General features: G+C 45.9%; 22 protein-coding genes and 1 riboswitch. Of the genes, 19 read left to right on the top strand and 3 right to left on the bottom strand.

Translation table 11 applies throughout. From position 1 onward, the window contains the following. The first annotated feature begins 21 nt into the window (after positions 1-21). The 3 genes from PPA03S_RS04175 to PPA03S_RS04165 all read left to right on the top strand — a co-directional run bounded on the left by PPA03S_RS04175 (position 22) and on the right by PPA03S_RS04165 (position 2,472). Positions 22-441 (top strand): DUF350 domain-containing protein, encoded by a 420-nt coding sequence (locus PPA03S_RS04175; protein WP_167665975.1) that lies wholly within the window; start codon positions 22-24, stop codon positions 439-441. Positions 442-560: 119 nt separating this feature from the next. Next, positions 561-1,127, top strand: coding sequence for a hypothetical protein (locus PPA03S_RS04170; RefSeq protein WP_062320166.1), 567 nt, complete (start codon positions 561-563; stop codon positions 1,125-1,127). A gap of 127 nt (positions 1,128-1,254) precedes the next feature. Beyond that, on the top strand, positions 1,255-2,472 hold the full coding sequence (locus PPA03S_RS04165; protein WP_062320163.1) for an MFS transporter: 1,218 nt from the start codon (positions 1,255-1,257) through the stop codon (positions 2,470-2,472). A 67-nt stretch (positions 2,473-2,539) separates the two neighbouring features. On the opposite strand, the gene PPA03S_RS04160 is transcribed toward PPA03S_RS04165, so the two are convergent. After that, entirely contained in the window at positions 2,540-3,760 is a 1,221-nt protein-coding gene (locus PPA03S_RS04160) for an NAD(P)/FAD-dependent oxidoreductase (RefSeq protein WP_062320161.1), read from the bottom strand. Positions 3,761-3,858: 98 nt separating this feature from the next. On the opposite strand from PPA03S_RS04160, the gene PPA03S_RS04155 reads away from it, so the two are divergent. From PPA03S_RS04155 to PPA03S_RS04125, 7 genes are all read left to right on the top strand, one after another. Next, a complete protein-coding gene (locus PPA03S_RS04155; protein WP_062320159.1) occupies positions 3,859-4,092 on the top strand; it encodes a hypothetical protein in 234 nt (77 codons plus the stop codon). 34 nt (positions 4,093-4,126) lie between these two features. Beyond that, the gene (locus PPA03S_RS04150; protein ID WP_062320157.1) at positions 4,127-4,522 is read left to right on the top strand and encodes a spore coat protein; all 396 of its coding nucleotides are present in this window, start codon (positions 4,127-4,129) and stop codon (positions 4,520-4,522) included. Positions 4,523-4,681: 159 nt separating this feature from the next. Beyond that, positions 4,682-5,182 carry an Lrp/AsnC family transcriptional regulator gene (locus PPA03S_RS04145; RefSeq protein WP_024628343.1) on the top strand — a complete coding sequence of 167 codons (501 nt, stop codon included), beginning with the start codon at positions 4,682-4,684 and terminating at the stop codon, positions 5,180-5,182. Positions 5,183-5,195: 13 nt separating this feature from the next. Next, entirely contained in the window at positions 5,196-6,404 is a 1,209-nt protein-coding gene (locus tag PPA03S_RS04140) for an aminotransferase class I/II-fold pyridoxal phosphate-dependent enzyme (protein ID WP_062320156.1), read from the top strand. Positions 6,405-6,593: 189 nt separating this feature from the next. Further along, the gene (locus tag PPA03S_RS04135; protein WP_323374397.1) at positions 6,594-6,815 is read left to right on the top strand and encodes an aspartyl-phosphate phosphatase Spo0E family protein; all 222 of its coding nucleotides are present in this window, start codon (positions 6,594-6,596) and stop codon (positions 6,813-6,815) included. Between the two features lie 160 nt (positions 6,816-6,975). Beyond that, entirely contained in the window at positions 6,976-7,527 is a 552-nt protein-coding gene (locus PPA03S_RS04130; protein WP_062320153.1) for a type 2 periplasmic-binding domain-containing protein, read from the top strand. Between the two features lie 37 nt (positions 7,528-7,564). Next, entirely contained in the window at positions 7,565-8,104 is a 540-nt protein-coding gene (locus PPA03S_RS04125) for a bifunctional adenosylcobinamide kinase/adenosylcobinamide-phosphate guanylyltransferase (RefSeq protein ID WP_062320151.1), read from the top strand. Between the two features lie 92 nt (positions 8,105-8,196). On the opposite strand, the gene PPA03S_RS04120 is transcribed toward PPA03S_RS04125, so the two are convergent. After that, positions 8,197-8,808, bottom strand: coding sequence for a DedA family protein (locus tag PPA03S_RS04120; protein WP_062320147.1), 612 nt, complete (start codon positions 8,806-8,808; stop codon positions 8,197-8,199). Positions 8,809-8,945: 137 nt separating this feature from the next. On the opposite strand from PPA03S_RS04120, the gene PPA03S_RS04115 reads away from it, so the two are divergent. The 8 genes from PPA03S_RS04115 (at position 8,946) to PPA03S_RS04080 (ending at position 16,310) form a co-directional block, all read left to right on the top strand. Continuing rightward, a complete protein-coding gene (locus tag PPA03S_RS04115) occupies positions 8,946-9,527 on the top strand; it encodes a cob(I)yrinic acid a,c-diamide adenosyltransferase (RefSeq protein ID WP_062320145.1) in 582 nt (193 codons plus the stop codon). Next, positions 9,524-10,507 (top strand): RluA family pseudouridine synthase, encoded by a 984-nt coding sequence (locus PPA03S_RS04110; RefSeq protein WP_062320142.1) that lies wholly within the window; start codon positions 9,524-9,526, stop codon positions 10,505-10,507. The genes PPA03S_RS04115 and PPA03S_RS04110 overlap by 4 nt, the downstream gene beginning before the upstream one ends. A gap of 393 nt (positions 10,508-10,900) precedes the next feature. Beyond that, positions 10,901-11,266: an arsenate reductase family protein gene (locus tag PPA03S_RS04105; protein ID WP_062320140.1), complete on the top strand. Its 366-nt coding sequence runs from the start codon at positions 10,901-10,903 to the stop codon at positions 11,264-11,266. Positions 11,267-11,452: 186 nt separating this feature from the next. Continuing rightward, positions 11,453-12,346, top strand: coding sequence for a 5'-3' exonuclease (locus PPA03S_RS04100; protein WP_082703998.1), 894 nt, complete (start codon positions 11,453-11,455; stop codon positions 12,344-12,346). Between the two features lie 5 nt (positions 12,347-12,351). Then, entirely contained in the window at positions 12,352-13,455 is a 1,104-nt protein-coding gene (locus tag PPA03S_RS04095) for a phosphodiester glycosidase family protein (RefSeq protein ID WP_062320662.1), read from the top strand. A 25-nt stretch (positions 13,456-13,480) separates the two neighbouring features. After that, positions 13,481-14,176 (top strand): MOSC domain-containing protein, encoded by a 696-nt coding sequence (locus PPA03S_RS04090; RefSeq protein ID WP_062320138.1) that lies wholly within the window; start codon positions 13,481-13,483, stop codon positions 14,174-14,176. Between the two features lie 71 nt (positions 14,177-14,247). Next, entirely contained in the window at positions 14,248-15,126 is an 879-nt protein-coding gene (locus PPA03S_RS04085) for an ROK family protein (protein WP_062320136.1), read from the top strand. 182 nt (positions 15,127-15,308) lie between these two features. Next, entirely contained in the window at positions 15,309-16,310 is a 1,002-nt protein-coding gene (locus PPA03S_RS04080) for an HRDC domain-containing protein (RefSeq protein WP_062320134.1), read from the top strand. A gap of 106 nt (positions 16,311-16,416) precedes the next feature. On the opposite strand, the gene corA is transcribed toward PPA03S_RS04080, so the two are convergent. Then, entirely contained in the window at positions 16,417-17,352 is a 936-nt protein-coding gene (gene corA / locus PPA03S_RS04075; RefSeq protein ID WP_062320132.1) for a magnesium/cobalt transporter CorA, read from the bottom strand. Between the two features lie 453 nt (positions 17,353-17,805). Next, positions 17,806-17,931: riboswitch (SAM riboswitch) on the top strand. Between the two features lie 195 nt (positions 17,932-18,126). Here corA and metA point away from each other — a divergent pair. Then, entirely contained in the window at positions 18,127-19,044 is a 918-nt protein-coding gene (gene metA, locus PPA03S_RS04070; RefSeq protein WP_062320130.1) for a homoserine O-acetyltransferase MetA, read from the top strand. The last annotated feature ends 3 nt before the right edge of the window (positions 19,045-19,047 follow it).

Here is a 19,047-nt window from a genome sequence, read left to right as displayed (position 1 = left end):
AATCGGGAAGGGGAACGGTGAGTGAAGGGGACGATAGACCAATTGCTGTCTCATCCCTTGGGGATGGTGCTCGGATTTTTCTCGGTAGCGATTATGGAACTGCTTGTATTTCTCGCTTGCTTCGAACTGGTGACCAAATACAAATGCTGGCATGAGATCAAGAAGGGAAATGTGGCGGTAGCCATGGCCACAGGAGGCAAGATTTTCGGAATCTGTAATGTGCTTCATTTCTGCATTCAAGCCAAATCCTCGGTATATGAAGCCATGACGTGGTCTTTTGTAGGGTTTGCCCTTCTGCTCATTGCCTATTTTTTATTCGAATTCCTAACACCGGTGTTCTCCATTGACAAGGAGATTGAAGCGGATAACCGGGCTGTCGGATTGATATCCATGATTATTTCCGTCTCGCTGTCATTTGTTATTGGCGCGAGCATCATGTAGGGGGACCGTTGATGAAAATTTTGATACGGATTCTGTTTGCTGCATCCATTGTTTTTTTTGCGATTGGCATCATTTATGTTATGAACACATGATATTAGGAGAGAAAGGTTGATTTAATAATGGAAACAACAGTATGCCCATGGTGCCAAACCGAAATTGTATGGGACGAGGAACTCGGTCCAGAGGAAGAATGCCCTTATTGTCACAATGAGCTTAAGGGGTATCGTACCTTAAATATCAATATCGGTGATGAAGAGAATGACGATTCCGAGGAAGACATTTATGATGTTGATGATGTAGCGGACGATGAACAAACTACGGATCTCGCCGCCCTGTGGGGGAATGAAGTAGAGCTAAAATTGCCAGAGCTTCGTACATTACAGAAGTATGCGGATGAGGGTAATGATCTGATTCAATATGAAGAAGGTGTGGAGAAACAGCTTGATCTGCAAGAAGAGGTGCCAGAATGTCCGCATTGCCGTGAATTTATGATTCTCACGGGTACACAGAAAGCAACGAAGGATACCTTTAATCCTGTTGCCAATGCCGTCTCTGGCGCGGACTCGTTGCTGGATGCACCTTTCTCTGTACAAATGTATGTATGTTCGGGATGTTTCCAGATCCAATATAACCTCTCTGAAGATGATCGTCTTCGCCTGATTCAAAATCTTAGTGCACGGAAATAAACAGTATAACATGGTTTAAAAATATAAAATTCCGGAAAATTCAACATGTTTTCCTTCTACTTGGGGTACGTTAACCCTGAGACCTGCCTGTGAAGTACCAGCTTCATGTGGAAAAAGGAGGGGACAGATGAAGATTTCTCTGGGCCGACAATCCATTCTGCTGCTAGGCGTGAATGGATTGTTTGTGTTAGCTGGAGCTTTGTCAGGGACGTTTCTGAATGTATATCTGTGGAAAAGCCGTCCGGACTACGCGATGCTGGGATGGTTTACGGTTAGCCAACAAGTAGCACTGGGACTCACCTTTTGGGTGGCGGGAAAATGGGTCAAGGAACATAATAAGATGAGTGCTTTGCGATTGGGGACCGGCTTGTCAGGTGTGTTTTACATGCTTGTGTTATGGGCAGGGTCCAAAGCGGTTGACTGGATTTGGCCCCTGGGAATTTTGCTCGGATGTGCGCTTGGATTGTTCTGGATTGCGTTCAACGTTGTGTACTTTGAAGTGACGGATCGGGAGAACAGGGACTTGTTCAATGGTTGGGTGGGCCTTTTGGGATCGATGACAGGCATTATTGGCCCATGGTTCTCTGGTCTTGTTATTTCCCGAATGACCGATAACTCAGGATATCGCCTTATCTTTACAGTGTCGCTGGTGATCTATGTGATTGCTGTGGTGTTTAGCTTCTTCCTGAAAAAGAGAAAGGTCAGTGGCACATATCGATGGTCTGAACCATGGCGACAGTTAGCTGCGAAGGATAGCGCTTGGAGACCCATAGGAATGGGACTGTGTGCACAAGGTGCTCGTGAAGGAGTCTTTGCCTTTCTGATTGCACTGCTCGTCTATGTTGCAACAGAGCAGGAGTATAAGCTTGGTCAGTTCTCTTTGATCACTTCAGGGGTAGCACTGGTGAGTTACTGGGCAGCAGGCAAATGGTTTCAGCCACAATATAGATCCAAAGGAATGTTTATTGGAGCACTGCTGTTATTCGTGGTATTGATTCCACTGTTATGGAAAGTCAGTTACGGAACCCTTTTAATTATGGGAATCGGGTCTGCTTTGTCGATGCCATTGTATATGCTGCCAATGATATCCGCAGGATTCGACTTGATGGGGACAAGTGGTGAAAATGTAGAAAAAAGAGTCGAACTTGTCGTATTAAGGGAGCTGTGTTTGATGGTTGGTCGTTTACTCGGCCTTGCTGTATTTATCATCACGGTCAAGAATGGACCTTCGTTACAAACGTTAACTTGGCTTATAGTTTCTTTGGGGGCTTTCCCGCTAATCGGTTGGATTTTCATGCGCAAAATACTTGTGCAAACGGAACATCCAAAACAGTCTGAATCATGATTAAAAGGGTACAGTGCAGAAGTGGAATTTCTGCACTGTACCCTTTTTTGGAACTGTATTTTTGATTTTAGACCGGAGAGGGTTTACTCGATCTGGTTAATGAGAAAAGTTCCAGGTCCTTATTTTCTTCGCCTATTATAGCATCCGTCAGAAGGGATGCAGCAATCATGCTGTATACGGTACCATTACCGCCATAACCCTCCAAAAAATAGGAATTGGGGTACTCTGGATGTGGTCCGATAAACGGAAGTCCATCATGTGTATCGCCAAAAGTGGCTTCCCAGGCATAATCAATTTCGAGATCTGACAGCGGAAAATACTCAGTAACTTTCTCCAATAAAACCTGTGCTCTGTTCAAGGCTCGTATAGCACGCTGTTCCTCACGAGGAATATCTTCATCGAGACCTCCAGCAATAATTCTGCCATCCGGTGTGGTCCGCATGTACAGATAAGGACGAGATGTTTCCCAAATCATGCTTTGCTTATACCAGCTGCTGAGATCCTTTACTGGTTTGGTCGCAATCGCATAAGTACTCTGTAGATAGGCACCGCGGTCATTTTTGATCTCTTGGGTTTCATAGCCTGTAGAGAAAATGACATGCTTAGCTTTGATAGTGCCTTGAGGCGTATAACAGACCACCCCATCTTCTTTAAAATCACAGTGTGTCATTTCGGTCTGTTCGAATATACGTGCTCCTTTTTGTGCAGACGATTGAAGAAGAGCATGCACTAATCGGTAAGGATTCACTTCTGCATCCCCATATGTATATAAGGCCGCTGCACGGCTAAATGGATAATGACTCTCAATCTTCTCCCGATTCCATAGCCCTACTTCGAAGCCATATTGCCTCAGCGTATTATATTCCTCTTCCAGCTTAATCACATCGTCTTCCGTGCTGGCACAGTACAGACTCGTCCGCGGGACAAACCATGTATCCATCTCAAGATTCGACACGATCTCCTTTAACTGCTGCATCGCATTGCGGCACAATTCATAAAATCTCACCCCTTGTTGCTCACCAAACGTATTAATGCATGAGGTAAGTGTTTTGTCATTGGCACACTGAAGCAAACCTGCGTTAGCCATGCTGCTTCCGGTGCCAATTTTTCTTTTATCAATGACAACCGTATTTATTCCGCGCTCAGTTAAAAGCTTGCCGGAGAGTGCTCCACCCATGCCTCCTCCGATGATCAAGGTATCACAGGAGATCTCTGTATTGAGAACGGGATAATTGAAGTTCGGTTGTAATGTGGTAGGCCAGAACGGATTTCCATTTATAAGTTCCATAGGGTTCACCTCAGTAGGATTGAATTAATGAATACTTTTACAGGACCAGGTTACAATAAATGCGCATAAACTTTTGAGTAAGGAGGATGAAATAGCACATGCACAATACACAAATGCAAGCGCTAAGTCCAAAAGAATTGAACTATATAGCGGATTCGATCTCCAATGAAGAGCTGCTAATCAAGCAGTGTGCAGCAACAGCTTCCATCACACATAACCCGCAAATCCAACAGGCATTGAATCACTATGTTCATTCTCATGAACAGCACCTCAACACACTTGTTAACGCTCTTCAGCAGCATCAATCTATTGCACCGACACAAGCACAGTAATTGAAGCTTAAACTATCGTATTGGAGGAAACCGTGTGTATTCTCAATCTTTATCAACTAACGGATCTTTTATGCAGGAACAGGACCTACTAAAGTCGATTCTTGCAGATTTAAGACGAACAGCGCGTGAGTATACGACAGCCACAACTGAATCTTCCTGTCCGATGACACGCCGGATGTTCACAGACTTAACCAATGATACGCTTCGGCTGCAAGGTGAACTGTTCAAGGTGATGCAGCAGAACAACATGTATTCTGCAGGATCAAAGGCACTTAGGCAGGATGTGGACAAGCAGATTCAATCTGCTCAGCAGACCCAACAGAAATGCCAGCAATTCATTCAGGAAAAGAATATGCAGTCCAGTCACTACAGTCAGACGCCTAATGTGCCACAGCATCAATCGAATTACGGTAACCCTTATTACATGTAACCTTTGTAATTATGGATTTAAGCAGGGGACTGTTATAGACCATACCACCGCTTGCCCGAATTCAGGGCTAGCGGTTTTTGTCTTTGCATGATCGTTGAATTCATGTAATATAAGTATTAATTCATTTTCAGGAACCTGGATGACGCTGGAGGGAAAGACATGAAGGATTTGAACGATCTGCAATTAAAAGTTCTGGATTTGTTGAAGGAAGACGCGAGAAGGACTCCCGCACTGCTGTCGACGCTGCTGGGGGAGTCGGAAGATAAAATCAAGAACGCAGTGGCACAGCTTGAACAGGATCACGTTATTGTTAAATACGCGACCGTTGTGAACTGGAGCAAGATCGATGATGAGAAAGTAACGGCCTTGATTGAAGTACAAATAACGCCGGAGCGTGGTCGCGGGTTTGAAGGAATTGCTGAACGTATCTATTTGTATCCACAAGTGAAATCGGTATATCTCATGTCAGGTGCATACGATCTGCTCGTCGAAGTAGAAGGTGGTAATCTGCGTGAAGTCGCTAATTTTGTATCGGAGAAATTGTCTCCGATTGACTCTGTACTCTCAACCAAAACGAATTTTATTCTTAAAAAATATAAGCAGGACGGGATTATTTTTGAGGACCATCAGGAAGACAACCGTCTCATGATCTCGCCGTAAAGGAAGATGCGTCATGATAGTGAATGAACAGACAACAGGAAACAACAAGAAAATGACTTCGTATCTGGCCCCTTTGGTGCAGCAGATACCGCCATCTGGCATACGCAAGTTTTTTGATCTGGTCGGTGACAACAAGGACATCATTACACTAGGTGTAGGTGAACCTGACTTTGTAACCCCATGGCATATGCGTGAAGCGTGTGTATATTCACTCGAAAGAGGCATGACCAGTTACACATCCAATGCCGGAATGCCGAAACTTAGGGAAGCCATTAGTGATTATCTGGACACGCAGTTTGATACCAAATATGATCCCAAAGATGAGATTATTGTTACCGTTGGTGGCAGTGAGGCCATTGATCTGGCCTTGCGTGCATTAATTGTACCTGGAGACGAAATTTTGATTCCGGAACCATCGTATGTAGCTTATTCACCAATTGCTTCGATTGGTGGAGGTATACCGGTAGGTGTAGAAACCTATGCGAAGGATCAGTTTAAACTGACTGCCGAAGCGCTGGAAGCGGGTATTACGCCGAAGTCCAAGGTTCTTATTCTATGTTATCCAAGCAATCCGACAGGTGCCATCATGACTTATGAAGAATGGCTGCCTATTGCGGAAGTAATCAAAAAACATGACCTGATTGTTATTGCGGATGAGATTTATGCGGAGTTAACGTACACGCAAAAGCATGTGAGCTTTGCTTCGATTCCGGATATGAAGGAACGAACCATTTTGGTCAGCGGGTTTTCCAAGGCCTTTGCGATGACCGGCTGGCGGATCGGGTATATGTGTGGACATCCCGAACTGATTGCAGCCATGCTGAAGATTCATCAGTATACCGTGATGTGTGCACCTGCCATGGGACAGGTGGCTGCACTTGAAGCTTTGACGAATGGTTTGGGTGAGAAGGACAGAATGGTCGAATCCTACAACCAGCGTAGACGTCTGATCGTGCAGGGTTTTCGGGATATTGGACTGGACTGTCATGAACCGCAGGGTGCATTTTATGCATTTCCGAGTATCCAGAAGACAGGGCTCAGTTCTGATCTGTTTGCTGAACGCTTGTTAACGGAAAATAAAGTGGCTGCTGTTCCTGGTAATGTATTTGGTCCTCAAGGTGAGGGGTTCCTTCGTTGTTCTTATGCGACATCCGTGACCCAGTTGAATGAAGCTTTGGAACGAATCGGAAGCTTTGTTTACAAATTGCAAAAAGAGGGTTAATAGGAAGTGAAAGGTTGAAAAGTGTGAAGTTTCTTCAAATTAGAAAAAAATAACTTTCTTTTACAAAATATTGTGATATAATTTCAATTTGAAATAAGTTTTTTCTTGTATTTGGAAACTAATTTTTCCAAGGAGGGGTTGGCTTTGTTTTGTGTTGAATATGATTTACCGACTAATCGTGGGCATTATTTGGCAGAAGGCGATCATGGCGACCGATGGTCGGTGAAACCGGATCACGCATCTTTGCATAACGTTTCCTTGGAAGATGAGATCCATATGCTACGCCGCAAGATGGAACAGATATTTCTTGAAGAGAAATCATTCACATCCGATATTGTAATTGAAATCAGCAGTTTGCTGGATTTGAAGATTAATGAATACATGAAAGCCAATCCTATAAAAGGGAAATAGTCTTTCTGTCATATCGAAACGTTACGCTTATCGGATTAAAAGAAGGCCCTGAGGGGTCTTTTTTTATTTTATCCGTGGGATTTCCTTATTCCGCTTGTTTATTTTTTTGCGTGGAACAATTGTGATATATTGTACATAGGAGATTAAAGGGGGAACTGGAATGAAGAGATTTTGGGGGCTTACCGCAATCATTTCTATGATTTTTTTACTTGCTGGCTGTGGCGGTAAGGACGGTTTTACCATTTTTATTATTGACAATCAAGGGAATCCATCTGTGATCTCGGAACAGTTGCAGGCTAATTTGCAGCAGAAGTTGGGCGAGGAGCCCAAGGTGGAGGTCATCACCAGCGCAATGTATGATGTTCAGAAAATTATGGTTGAGTATGCGGCAGGAGGGCATGACATTTTCATCTTGCCTGAGTCGGACATGAAGCAATACGGAAGCAATGGCTCCAATATTCCGCTGGATGACACGTTTGATCCGAAAAAGTATGAACGTGGTGTGTTTGATGGTGGGGTACTGGTTGAGAAAGGTAAGGGAGATGAAGGTTCGGATATCAAAAAAGAATCGCATCTCTATGGCATTCCGTTGGAAGACATGCAAATGTTCAAGGATGTAGATTATGCTGCCCAAAATCTGTTTGCTACCATTCCGGTGTCAGCTGCCAATGTCGAAGAATCCAAGAAAGTGCTGAAGGCGCTGACAGAATAAATGCACTATAGTCGGGTTACTGAAGGAGGGGAGCGGATTGCTAATTACGGTCACAGGCGGCATAGGCAGTGGTAAAACCCGATTTGCGCTTAGTTACGCAGCCCGGATTAGCCGGGAGGGCATCTATTTATCCACTGGTGATCATGATCCCGTGATTCCCGAATTGCCATCCGCTCATTATCGTGCCATTCAGGCTGGGAACGGCCAGCACCTGACAGAGGTGCTTCACCAGATCAATCGGGAATCCAATCTCTTTCTGGCAGATCAACGAATTGTCATTGTAGATAGTCTGACAGCGTGGATGGCGGCAGGTTTCAGGGCAAGTGATGACCTGGATCATCAGCGTCTTGAGACACAGCAGTTGCTGGACGCCCTGTTGTCTTATCAAGGCAAGTTATTGGTGATCACGAATGAAATGCAGGGCTCTCTGTATCCTTCTGAGGAAGAACGAATCTTTGCAGCGAGAATGGCGTCGATTAATCGCGCGCTGCAGAAATATTCGGAACAGATGTACATACTGGTTTCAGGCTTGGCTGTGGACCTTAAGGCTCAGCAGATACGATATGAGGATGGGTAGTGTGTAAAGGATGGATAAGTTTAAAGAAGCCTCCGTAACCACATAATCGTGGTACGGAGGCTTTATCTTATAAGGATGATATTGGACAATTCTTATTTTCGAGTTTTACTTCGTCTGATCCACCAGATTATACAGCCCACAACAATAATCGCCAGTAATACATATACGATCAGAGAGTATACGTCCATAAAGTGCAGGATACTCTCCCATGATGCCCCGAGAGCCGCACCAACGGAGACGAGGATAATATTCCAGGCGAGTGTACCAATGGTTGTGAAGAGAAGAAATAAGCCAAATTTCATGTTGGACATGCCAGCAGGAATGGAGATCAGGCTTCGGACAAGCGGTACCATGCGACAGAATAGTACGGTCCACATTCCATATTTGTCAAACCATGCGTCGACACGGTGAATATCTTCTTTTTTGATCCGCAGAATATGACCCCAACGTTCAACAATCTTCTCCAGTCGATTGACGTCAATCAGTAATCCGATCCCATATAATATGACAGCACCAAGGACAGAGCCAATAGTAGCTGCAATAATAACACCGGGAAGGGTCAGGCTGGTATAGGTGGTCATGAAGCCGCCAAAAGGTAAAATGATTTCGGAGGGGATGGGGGGGAATACGTTTTCCAGAGCAATAATGAGTGCAATGCCTATGTAGCCGTATTGTTCCATGAAATCGGTTATCCAGTTTTGCATAATCGTCTCCTCTACTTTTGGTTTGCAAGGATTTGTCGTATACTCGGCAGAGTACACCAATTCATATATACGTGTGAAACTATCGCTGGTTTCTGAAAAATACGATGCGAATGATATTAACAATAGGAGGGGCTATAATGGGTATATACACACGCACAGGTGACGAGGGACAGACATCGGTCATCGGGGGACGGGTTATCAAAGATGATGATCGAGTAGAAGCGTACGGTACAATTGATGAGCTGAATTGTTTTGTTGGACAGGCCATCAGTTTCATTGATCAAGCGAATGGGGAATTTGAAGATCTGCGTGAACATTTGCTTGAAATTCAGCAGGAATTGTTCGATTGCGGGTCCGATCTCGCCTTCGTGAGAATTAGCGAAACGAAGTATAAAGTACGGGATGACATGGTTACCCGGCTGGAGCAATGGATTGATCAGTATGATGCGGAGAATCCGAAGGTGGAACGGTTTATTTTGCCTGGGGGAAGTCTGCTCTCGTCCACCTTGCATGTCTGCCGTACGGTATGTCGCCGTGCTGAACGCCGCGCTGTAACCCTGGGGCAACATACGGATATCAACCCTTCCGTACGTCGTTACCTGAATCGTCTGTCGGATTATTTCTTCGTTGTTGCACGGACTGCCAATGCGAGACAACAGGTAGCGGACATTGAGTATGTGCGGAGCAAAAAAGTATTTCGCCGCCAAGATAAAGAATGAGCGACTATTATTCACCGCTTGCCTACACGATTACCGAGCATGAAGATGGCTGGCTGCTGAAGACCGTGCTTCAACGCCGTTTGCAGGTTTCGCGCAAGCTTCTGTCGAGAATCAAACTCACAGAGCAGGGAGTTATGCTTAATGGAGAACGTGTATATATAAGCGTCAAAGTATCCGCAGGAGATGTTGTTGAAGTTCGGATGGAGCAGGAGGAGTCGGATGATATTTTGCCCGAACCGATTCCCTTTTCAATACTGTATGAAGACGAGCACTTGCTTATCGTGAACAAGGATTCTGGAATTATTGTCCATCCAACACATGGGCATTACACAGGGACATTGGCTAACGGGGTTGTCCATTATTGGAAGTCCAAAGGCGAGCGTTTTCGCTTTAGACCAATTCATCGTTTGGATCAGGAAACCTCTGGTGTCCTGGCCATTGCGAAAAATCCGTACGTTCATCAGCATGTGTCTGAACAGATGATCGCAGGGACGGTGGATAAACAATATATTGCTTTTGTGCACGGTTGTCCTGCCCAGGTAAATGGAACCATAGATGGCCCAATTGATCGGGACCCTGAAGAGCCACATCGTCGAATCGTCACACCGGACGGGTATGCGGCCAGAACGTTATATACAACGGTCACCCGCTGGTCGGGAGGTAGCGCCAGTGCGGTTAACCTGAAGCTGGAAAGTGGGAGAACCCATCAGATTCGTGTACACATGACATCGATCGGTTGCCCGTTAATGGGGGATCGGATGTACAAAACCCTTTCTGTGCATGAGGTTGATGAGCAAACTATGGCTGTTCGGAAAGAACGGGATACTTGGATAGATCGTCAGGCATTGCATGCTTGTGAACTGGCATTTGACCATCCGGTTTTACAGAAACGAATGACATTCCACGCGCCTTTGCCAGCAGATATGGCTGCATTAGAGGCGCGTTTGGATGCGGAGGCAGCTCCAAGAGAAACGTTGTAAAATGCCTGTGAGATGGTCTGTGATTTGCGCATGCAGTAACTTAGTGCACGGTCCTTTGTTGTATATCAACGTTAGTTAGTTAATCCCCCTGTGAGGGATGCAAAGTGCACACGAACAAAACGCCGTAGGCTAATAGGTTTTAAAGGTTTTAAAGGTTTTAAGCTTTTAAGGTTTTAAGGTAAGGTTTCAAAGATTTATGGTATTTGATCCTAAAATGATATAACTCGAATGTATATTTTGGTCATTCGAAAGAAGGTTTAAAGTTACATTGCGATGGTATCGGTTTGGAGCGACTTTTGGATTTGTGAAGCAAACCAAGGGAAGCGAGAAATCGAAGCCGGAGCAACACCGGAGCAACACGATACCGGAGCAACCTAGGGAGGATTAGTAACGATGAGTAATCTGAAAGTATATCAGTACGCCAAATGCGGCACCTGCCGCAAAGCGGTAAAATGGCTTGAAGCTCAGGGGCATGAGCTGGAGTTAATTCCTATTTTTGATACTCCCCCGACCGAAACAGAATTAACCGGCTTAATTCAGAAGAGCGGACTTGAAGTGAAGAAGTTCTTTAATACGAGTGGAGAAGTGTACAAGGAGCAGCAATTGAAAGACAAACTGCCGGGGTTGTCCACAGAAGAGCAGATCCGTTTACTGGCTTCCAATGGCCGATTGATCAAGCGTCCAATCGTGACAGATGGGGAAAAAGTGACTGTCGGATTTAAGGAAGACACGTATGAGCAAGAATGGAACAACGCTTAGATCGTGAACTGTTGGTACAGTTTACCATTTTCTTGATTATTAGTTGGGCCAAGGTTGAAAGTGGCTCTGAATGTTCAAAATTCAGGGCTTTTTTGGCTGGTCGATGGTTGGCGGAACTATGCTATAATGATAGAATTAGTTCGATATTTTATTTGCTATATACAGGATAGGAGAGAACAAAATCAAGTGAATCAACGTAATGAACCTACTTTGTTGCTGGTAGACGGTATGGCGGTGTTGTTCCGTGCGTTTTATGCGACATCTGCGAGCGGATATATCAGACGTACAAAGGCAGGAGTGCCTACCAATGCAGTATACGGATTTATCCGTTATTTCTGGGATGCGGTCCAGACATTTGGACCAAGTCATGTCGTATGCTGCTGGGATATGGGAGGCAAGACGTTTCGCGGTGAAGAATATGCAGCGTATAAGGGGAACCGTCCGGAAGCTCCGAATGATCTGATTCCCCAGTTTGCTCTGATTCGCGAAGTAATGGATAGTTTGGGCATTCCGAATATTGGCGCTCAAGGATACGAAGCCGATGATTGCATCGGTACACTTGCTAAATATTATACGGAACAGACAGACATGAATGTATTGGTACTTACGGGTGACCATGACATGCTGCAACTCATTGATGACCGTACCAGCATTATTATTATGAAAAAAGGTCATGGCAATTACATGGTGTACACGCCTGAATCCCTAATGACAGAGAAACAGCTGACACCTCGGCAGGTAATCGATATGAAGGGTCTCATGGGCGATGCCAGCGACAATTATCCCGGAGTACGGGGCATTGGTGAGAAGACGGCTCTGAAGCTTGTGCAGGAGTATGGCTCCATTGAAGGAATTCTGGACAATATGGACAAGCTTACCCCTTCGGTACGTAACAAGATTGAGAATGATATCGACATGCTTCATCTGTCACGCAAACTGGCAGAGATACACTGTGCTGTTCCAGTTGCCTGTGCACTGGATGTATGTGAATTGCGGCTTGATCCGGATATGGTGATGGACAAGTTCGAACAACTTGAGATGAAGAGCCTGGGCTCTTGGATGGGAGTGGCAATAGGGTGAGTAGCATGAAGACAAAACGGACGGGCAAGTGGTGGACAGGGGCTATGGCCCTCGTCCTGGCTTTGCCTGTAATCCTTTCAGGAGCGGTAGGTGCTCCACAGACAGCGGATGCCAAAGCGGCAATTAGCACCAAAGTACAGAACGTAAAAGCAGCAGGACGCAGTTTTACCGTGCAGACGGTCAGTATTCCCAAGGGTACACCAGTTACCGTAGGTTTGGCGAAGAAGCAAGTCGGTCAGACCGCAACGTTACCTTCAATTGTTAAGGCTTATGGCGCCCAAGCGGCCATTAACGGAGCATTTTTTGAAGCCTATAACGGAGCACCAGATCCATACGGCATGTTGATAGCAAATGGCAAGGTTATACATATTGGAAGATACGGAACAACGATTGGATTTAAGGAAGACGGATCAGCCGTTATGGATTCGCTTCAGGTGAGTTTAACGGGGAAGGTTACAGACCCAAAAGGCAAATCACGAAGCTGGTACGCAACCTTTATCAATCGAACACCTTCTGCAAATGCAAGTATTACGATGCTGTACACGCCAGAGCGGGGCTCCACGGTCGGGTTCAAAGGAGGAACCGCAGTTGTGATGGAGAAAGGGGTTGTCACGAAGAAAGTGCCTAACACCAATGTAGCCATTCCGAAGAATGGCTCGGTGCTGGTCTTCACGGGGAATCAAAAATCTTCTTCGGACCGCTTTACTGTAGGTTCAACCGTAGAAATGAACTACAAATACACCAATGCAGCTGGCAAGGAGATTCCTTGGGAAGATGTCGTTACTGCTGTGGGAGCAGGTCCGCGTTTGGTGAAAGACGGCAAAGTTGCCGTGAGCCCAGCAAGTGAAGGATTCAAGGATACCAAAATCCTGAATGCCTCCGGTGCAAGAAGTGGTATTGCCATTATGGCCGACGGTTCGGTTATGCTGGCTACTGTTTCGGGAGCGACGGTCAAGGAATGGGCAGCAGTCATGCAGAAGCTCGGAGCCAAACAGGCGATGAATCTGGATGGTGGTGCATCTTCAGGCATGTACGCTGGAGGCAAGATGCTTACTTCCCCGGGCCGTTTGTTAAGTAATACGCTTGTTTTTGGTGGTTCTGTTCGTTAAAAGCTATTATGGGAGGTTGGGTCAGATGACACTCACACATAACCGGAAGCCAGATGAAAGTAAAACGGCTGTATTAGCCCTAAACGTGGGAAAACCCCAAGCATTGCCTGGCCAGAAGCGTGAAGTGATGAGCGGCATTGTGAAACATCCCGTATCCAGCCCGGTCTTCCTGTCATTTACCGGAATGACAGGGGATGCCCAGGCGGACCTGGAGCATCATGGGGGGCCGGATAAGGCGGTTTGTGTATACGATTACAGTCGTTATGCGGCGCTCGAAGAACTAATGAATCGCAAGCTCGATTGGGGAGCCTGCGGGGAAAATCTGACGGTTGAAGGCTGTAGGGAAGATGAAGTTCGAATTGGCGATGTGTACGAGTTAGGTGAAGCGACCGTTCAGGTCAGCCAGCCAAGACAGCCCTGTTTCAAGCTTGGCGCAAGGTATGACTACAAGGAGCTTCCTGTTTATTTTCAGGATAGCGGGCATACCGGATTTTATTTTCGGGTGCTGCAGGAAGGTGAGGTAACTCCCCATGCAACATTCAGAAGAATCAGCACCGATCCTGCATCGCTGACCATTCTTGATGCCAATCGAATTATGCATCAGGGTAAACAGGACACCATGGGTATGCGTACTTTACTGGCCATCCCAACCCTATCTGACAGCTGGAAGCAGACCTTATTGAAGCGTCTGAACAAGCTTGAAAGTGAGCAACAGGGTTAAGCCAAGGGTTGTACAGAGAAACAGATGAGAATTCCATTTTAATTTTAAACTGACTTGGGAGTGTGACTAACATGACAATTTTAGGCGCAATTGAAGCTGGAGGCACCAAATTTGTATGTGGGATCGGTACGGAAAAAGGGGAAGTGCTTGAACGTGTAAGTTTTCCAACGACGACACCGGAAGAGACAATGGCTCAGGTGATTGCTTTTTTTGAGGGTAAAGGAATTGAGGCGTTGGGCGTAGGTTCATTTGGTCCGATTGATCCCATTGAAGGAAGCCCTACCTATGGTTTCATCACAACAACACCCAAGCCGCATTGGGGTCAGTATAATATGATCGGCAAGCTCAAGGAGCACTTTGATGTACCGATGACGTTTGATACGGATGTGAATGGAGCTGCACTCGGGGAAGCGATTTGGGGCGCTGCACAGGGGCTGGAGAGCTGTCTGTATATCACTGTTGGAACGGGCATTGGTGCAGGTGCTGTTGTAGGTGGCAAAATGGTTCATGGATTGTCTCATCCAGAGATGGGACATATTATTGTGCGCAGACATCCCGAGGATACATATGAAGGATTCTGTCCGTATCATGGAGACTGTCTGGAAGGGCTTGCGGCAGGTCCCGCTATCAACAAACGTTGGGAGCAACCAGCGTACGAACTGCCAGCTGATCACAAGGCCTGGGAGATGGAAGCTCATTATCTTGCGCATGCCCTCATGAATTATGTATTGATTCTCACTCCGCAGAAAATTGTAATGGGTGGCGGTGTGATGAAGCAGGAGCATCTGTTCCCGATGGTTCGTAGCAAATTGCAGGAATTGCTCGCTGGCTATGTTCAGCATCCGGCACTTCAATCCGATATTGACCAGTATGTTGTTTCTCCAGGACTTGGCGATAATGCGGGACTGTGTGGTTCGCTTGCCCTGGCCAAATTGGCATTGAACAAGTAAATGCATTTACAATATAATGGTTGACGAATTTTTCCATTGTGGTAATATATGAGCAACAGCATAGCACGGTTAATGAGGAAGCACCTCTCTTGCATGGATTTTGCAGGAGAGGTGTTTTTTGTGCTGTCTTGAAACAGCATGATCAGACTTTGCGAAGCTGAATTATTGAAGGAGGGACAGAAATGGAAGTCATTTTTTTGAACAGATTATCTCGAATTTCAGGTATGAATGAAGAGCAGGCTCAGTTATGGATTGGTGAAGAGGAAGGATCATGGAACCTGGGTTGGAGTCGCTATGAGGAAGGTGACCGAGAGGATGTGATCTGGTACGAGGGCAGTTCGTGGGATGAGTTACTCCATGTATACCGTCATCAGCTAGCCGTACAGATGAAAGAAGGATATCGCCCATTGCTCCAGGGGCTGTTCCATGAGAATGACGATCCGAAATCACGCAGTTATAGTGGTCAGCGTCTTCAATGTTACAGTGAATTGGTTAACAATGAGGAGTTGTATACGGATCTCTGCACTTGGCGCAGGAAGAGAGCCGCATCAGACCGGAAAGCCCCTTATTTTATTGCAACGAACCGTCTATTGCGCATGATAAGTGCGTTTGTACCGCAAACCATGGACGAATTGATGCAGCTGCCAGGGGTGGGCGAGAGCAAAGCTTCTGAGTACGGGACAGAATGGCTGGAGCTGACCAATGGCTTGGAACGTTCCACATCTTTTCCGTTGGACTGGGTGTATACGGCTCTGAAGGAACAAGATTATGAGAGCTGGTTGTACAAGCAGAGAGAGCAGAAATACAAGCAGGAGCTCGACCGATTTACAACACGCAAGCAGGTTCTTGAAGCCATGAAGGAAGGACATACGCTGGAGGAAATCGTGAATCGTTCCGGATTGTCTCGACGGGAGCTGATTGAATTGCTGGAAACATTGGATCTGGAGGGGTATGATACAGACTGCTTGCTGGATGCAGAGCTGGCCGTAATGCCTGAGCAGGAGCAAGAGGCGGTATGGAGCGCCTACGAAGAGCTGGGAGATACGTTTCTGAAGCCCGTGTTACATAAAGTGTATGGAGAAGAGAAGCCCGGCGGAGGCAGTCTGGAGCAGGTCTATGAACGGTTGCGCATGATTCGAATTCGTTTCCGTCGCCACACAGAGACGGAGCAACATGCGGGCTAGAGCGGGGAGAAAGGGTAATCAGTAGTCGTACTAAAATACAATAAAAAAAGACGAGGCGCTTTCTCCGAATGGAGCGCTTCGTCTTTCAGCTTTGGTCTTTGGTCGTTCAAATCCAGTCTTTCTTGCGGAAAATAAAGAACATGCTCAGGCCCAGAGTAACCATCAATCCGATGACCACAAAATAACTATACTTCCAGTGTAGCTCAGGCATGTTGTCGAAGTTCATTCCATAAATGCCGGTAATGACCGTTAGTGGCATGAAGACTGTGGTTATCGCGGTAAACACGCGCATGATTTCATTCGCTCGGTTAGCGATACTGGATTGGTAAGCTTCTCGCAAGTTCCCCATCAGGTCGCGATACGTCTCAAAGGTTTCGGATATTTTCACAGCATTCTCATAAATGTCACTGAAATACTTTTGCAGCTGATCATCAATAAGACGCAGATCTTTTTTATTGAGTGTGTTAATGACCTCTTTCTGAGGTCCCAGCACTTTCTTCAGCCACAAAATCTCACTGCGCAGCCCGATAATCTCATTCAGATGAGACTTCTTGGTGTGCATTAGAATGTCTTCTTCTAGCTTCTCGATGCGCGCTTCAATTCGGTCACCAACTGTGAAATAATTATCAACAATTAAGTCAACCAACAGATATAGCAGCTTATCCGGCGTACTGATTTCCTGTTCCCACAGGATCGGTTTCAATGTCCGCAATTCGCTGACTTTCTGTTTGGTAACACTGATAATAAAGTGTCTGCCAAGGAACAAGTTGACGGCACGCAAAAAAATCTCTTCATCATCAAAACGAATGCTATTAATGACGATAAAATAATGGCTCTCATAAATTTCAATCTTCGGACGTTGTTCTTCGTCACTCAAGCAGTCTTCCACTGCCAGATCATGAATTAAGAACAGCGGTTGAAGTACCGCCAAATCGTCTACGTCCGCATCAATCCAGTAAAATCCCTCCGCTGGTGGAGTCAGCGCCTGCTGAATGTCGTCCACCGGGATAAATACGCCGTTGTTTACCAACCGGATTTTCATTGTTTATCTACTCCTTCTGCACCCGCCAAGCTGGCGGATTTTTGTCAATTTGGGCGCAAAAAGAAGAGATCAGTCGGTCGGCAGCGGAGCCTGGAGATCAGGACTGCATTCGCTCTATATACAAACGGAAGTAACGTCCCGCTGCCGGCATGCTGATGTCAATTCTCTATGCAGTTTGTAGGAACTCGGCTGCCAGTCAGGCCTCGGGTCGCCATCCATTGAATATGTCACCTCTCACATAAGGGTCTATAACACTTGTTTAGTATACCGCTGGTACAGGGTGCTTTCAAGCGCAAAAATGTGTCGATTTCGCGCCCTGAAGCAGTGTATGACAACGGAAGTTGATCGGTTCCGGGTCCAGAGGTGAAGATGATGAACTGCATCTTGACGTGAGTGGATTAATGTTTTAAAGTAGACGGTGAACCATTTTAAATTACAATTGAATACAGCGAAATCTTATCAAGAGTAGGTGGAGGGACTGGCCCGATGAAACCCGGCAACCGGCGGTATACCCGTACGGTGCTAATTCTTGCAGCGACCAAGTGTCCATGTGGCACTGTTGTAACTGAGAGATGAGAGAGGCGCATATCTATTTACATATGACCTTTCTCGGAATCCGAGGAAGGTCTTTGTTATATGCCCCGACTTCTCAGCAGTGATTTTCGCTACGAAACCTGAGCTTGTTTACTTGATCTAATGGCATCCAGCGCCTAAGGCAAGCTCATGGCAGCCCATGCTGCATCTATCTATGCATAAGGAGGAGTTTGAACCAACATGCCGATCAAAATACCAGACACACTGCCAGCCAAGGAAGTGCTCGCAGGGGAAAACATCTTTGTTATGGACGAGACATCTGCTTATAAGCAAGATATTCGTCCGCTCCGTATCGCTATATTAAACTTGATGCCTACAAAGGAAACGACGGAAACGCAATTGCTTCGTCTGGTCGGAAACACACCCATTCAGGTGGATATCGTTCTGGTGCACCCCAAATCCCATACATCCAAGAATACATCACAGGAATATTTGGACCTGTTCTACAAAACCTTTGACGAGATCGAACATCGCCGTTTTGACGGCATGATCATTACAGGTGCTCCTGTAGAGCAAATGGACTTCGAAGACGTGAACTATTGGAAGGAGATCCAGGAGATCTTCGAATGGACCAAAACCAATGTAACGTCGACCATGCATATTTGTTGGGCTTCCCAAGCGGGTTTATACCACCATTTTGGTGTTCCGAAGGTTCCATTGGATGAGAAATGTTTTGGCGTATTTTCACATACGATCAACAAATCCAATGTGCAGTTACTGCGCGGATTCGATGAAGTATTCAACGTTCCGCATTCCCGTCACACGGAAGTGCGCCGTGAAGACATTGAAAAGAATGATAATCTCGAGATTTTGGCTGAATCCGAGGAAGCTGGCATTTTTCTGGTCGCCACCAAAGATGGCAAGCAGATTTTTGTAACCGGACATGCCGAGTATGACCCGCTTTCATTGAAATGGGAATATGACCGGGATGCAGCCAAAGGAATGAATATGGCTCTTCCTAAACACTATTTTCCGAATGATGATCCTTCCCGTGTCCCTCCGGCTACTTGGCGGGCACATGCAAACTTATTATTCTCTAATTGGCTCAATTACTATGTATATCAAGAGACACCTTACGATATTGGACCGCAAATTTAATCG

The organism is Paenibacillus pabuli NBRC 13638, from assembly GCF_001514495.1.
Lineage (GTDB): Bacteria > Bacillota > Bacilli > Paenibacillales > Paenibacillaceae > Paenibacillus > Paenibacillus pabuli.
Note: the sequence above shows the minus strand (reverse complement) of the source record. Positions and strands in the feature narration are given on the sequence as shown.

Excerpts from the sequence above, each read along its gene's own strand:
- PPA03S_RS04170 (WP_062320166.1), top strand. The coding sequence starts at position 561 with ATGGAAACAACAGTATGCCCATGGTGCCAAACCGAAATTGTATGGGAC.
- PPA03S_RS04165 (WP_062320163.1), top strand. The coding sequence starts at position 1,255 with ATGAAGATTTCTCTGGGCCGACAATCCATTCTGCTGCTAGGCGTGAAT.
- PPA03S_RS04090 (WP_062320138.1), top strand. The coding sequence starts at position 13,481 with ATGACACTCACACATAACCGGAAGCCAGATGAAAGTAAAACGGCTGTA.
- corA (WP_062320132.1), bottom strand. The coding sequence starts at position 17,352 with ATGAAAATCCGGTTGGTAAACAACGGCGTATTTATCCCGGTGGACGAC.
- metA (WP_062320130.1), top strand. The coding sequence starts at position 18,127 with ATGCCGATCAAAATACCAGACACACTGCCAGCCAAGGAAGTGCTCGCA.
- PPA03S_RS04115 (WP_062320145.1), top strand. The coding sequence starts at position 8,946 with ATGGGTATATACACACGCACAGGTGACGAGGGACAGACATCGGTCATC.
- PPA03S_RS04110 (WP_062320142.1), top strand. The coding sequence starts at position 9,524 with ATGAGCGACTATTATTCACCGCTTGCCTACACGATTACCGAGCATGAA.
- PPA03S_RS04145 (WP_024628343.1), top strand. The coding sequence starts at position 4,682 with ATGAAGGATTTGAACGATCTGCAATTAAAAGTTCTGGATTTGTTGAAG.
- PPA03S_RS04095 (WP_062320662.1), top strand. The coding sequence starts at position 12,352 with ATGAAGACAAAACGGACGGGCAAGTGGTGGACAGGGGCTATGGCCCTC.
- PPA03S_RS04080 (WP_062320134.1), top strand. The coding sequence starts at position 15,309 with ATGGAAGTCATTTTTTTGAACAGATTATCTCGAATTTCAGGTATGAAT.
- PPA03S_RS04155 (WP_062320159.1), top strand. The coding sequence starts at position 3,859 with ATGCACAATACACAAATGCAAGCGCTAAGTCCAAAAGAATTGAACTAT.
- PPA03S_RS04105 (WP_062320140.1), top strand. The coding sequence starts at position 10,901 with ATGAGTAATCTGAAAGTATATCAGTACGCCAAATGCGGCACCTGCCGC.
- PPA03S_RS04120 (WP_062320147.1), bottom strand. The coding sequence starts at position 8,808 with ATGCAAAACTGGATAACCGATTTCATGGAACAATACGGCTACATAGGC.
- PPA03S_RS04085 (WP_062320136.1), top strand. The coding sequence starts at position 14,248 with ATGACAATTTTAGGCGCAATTGAAGCTGGAGGCACCAAATTTGTATGT.
- PPA03S_RS04160 (WP_062320161.1), bottom strand. The coding sequence starts at position 3,760 with ATGGAACTTATAAATGGAAATCCGTTCTGGCCTACCACATTACAACCG.
- PPA03S_RS04140 (WP_062320156.1), top strand. The coding sequence starts at position 5,196 with ATGATAGTGAATGAACAGACAACAGGAAACAACAAGAAAATGACTTCG.
- PPA03S_RS04130 (WP_062320153.1), top strand. The coding sequence starts at position 6,976 with ATGAAGAGATTTTGGGGGCTTACCGCAATCATTTCTATGATTTTTTTA.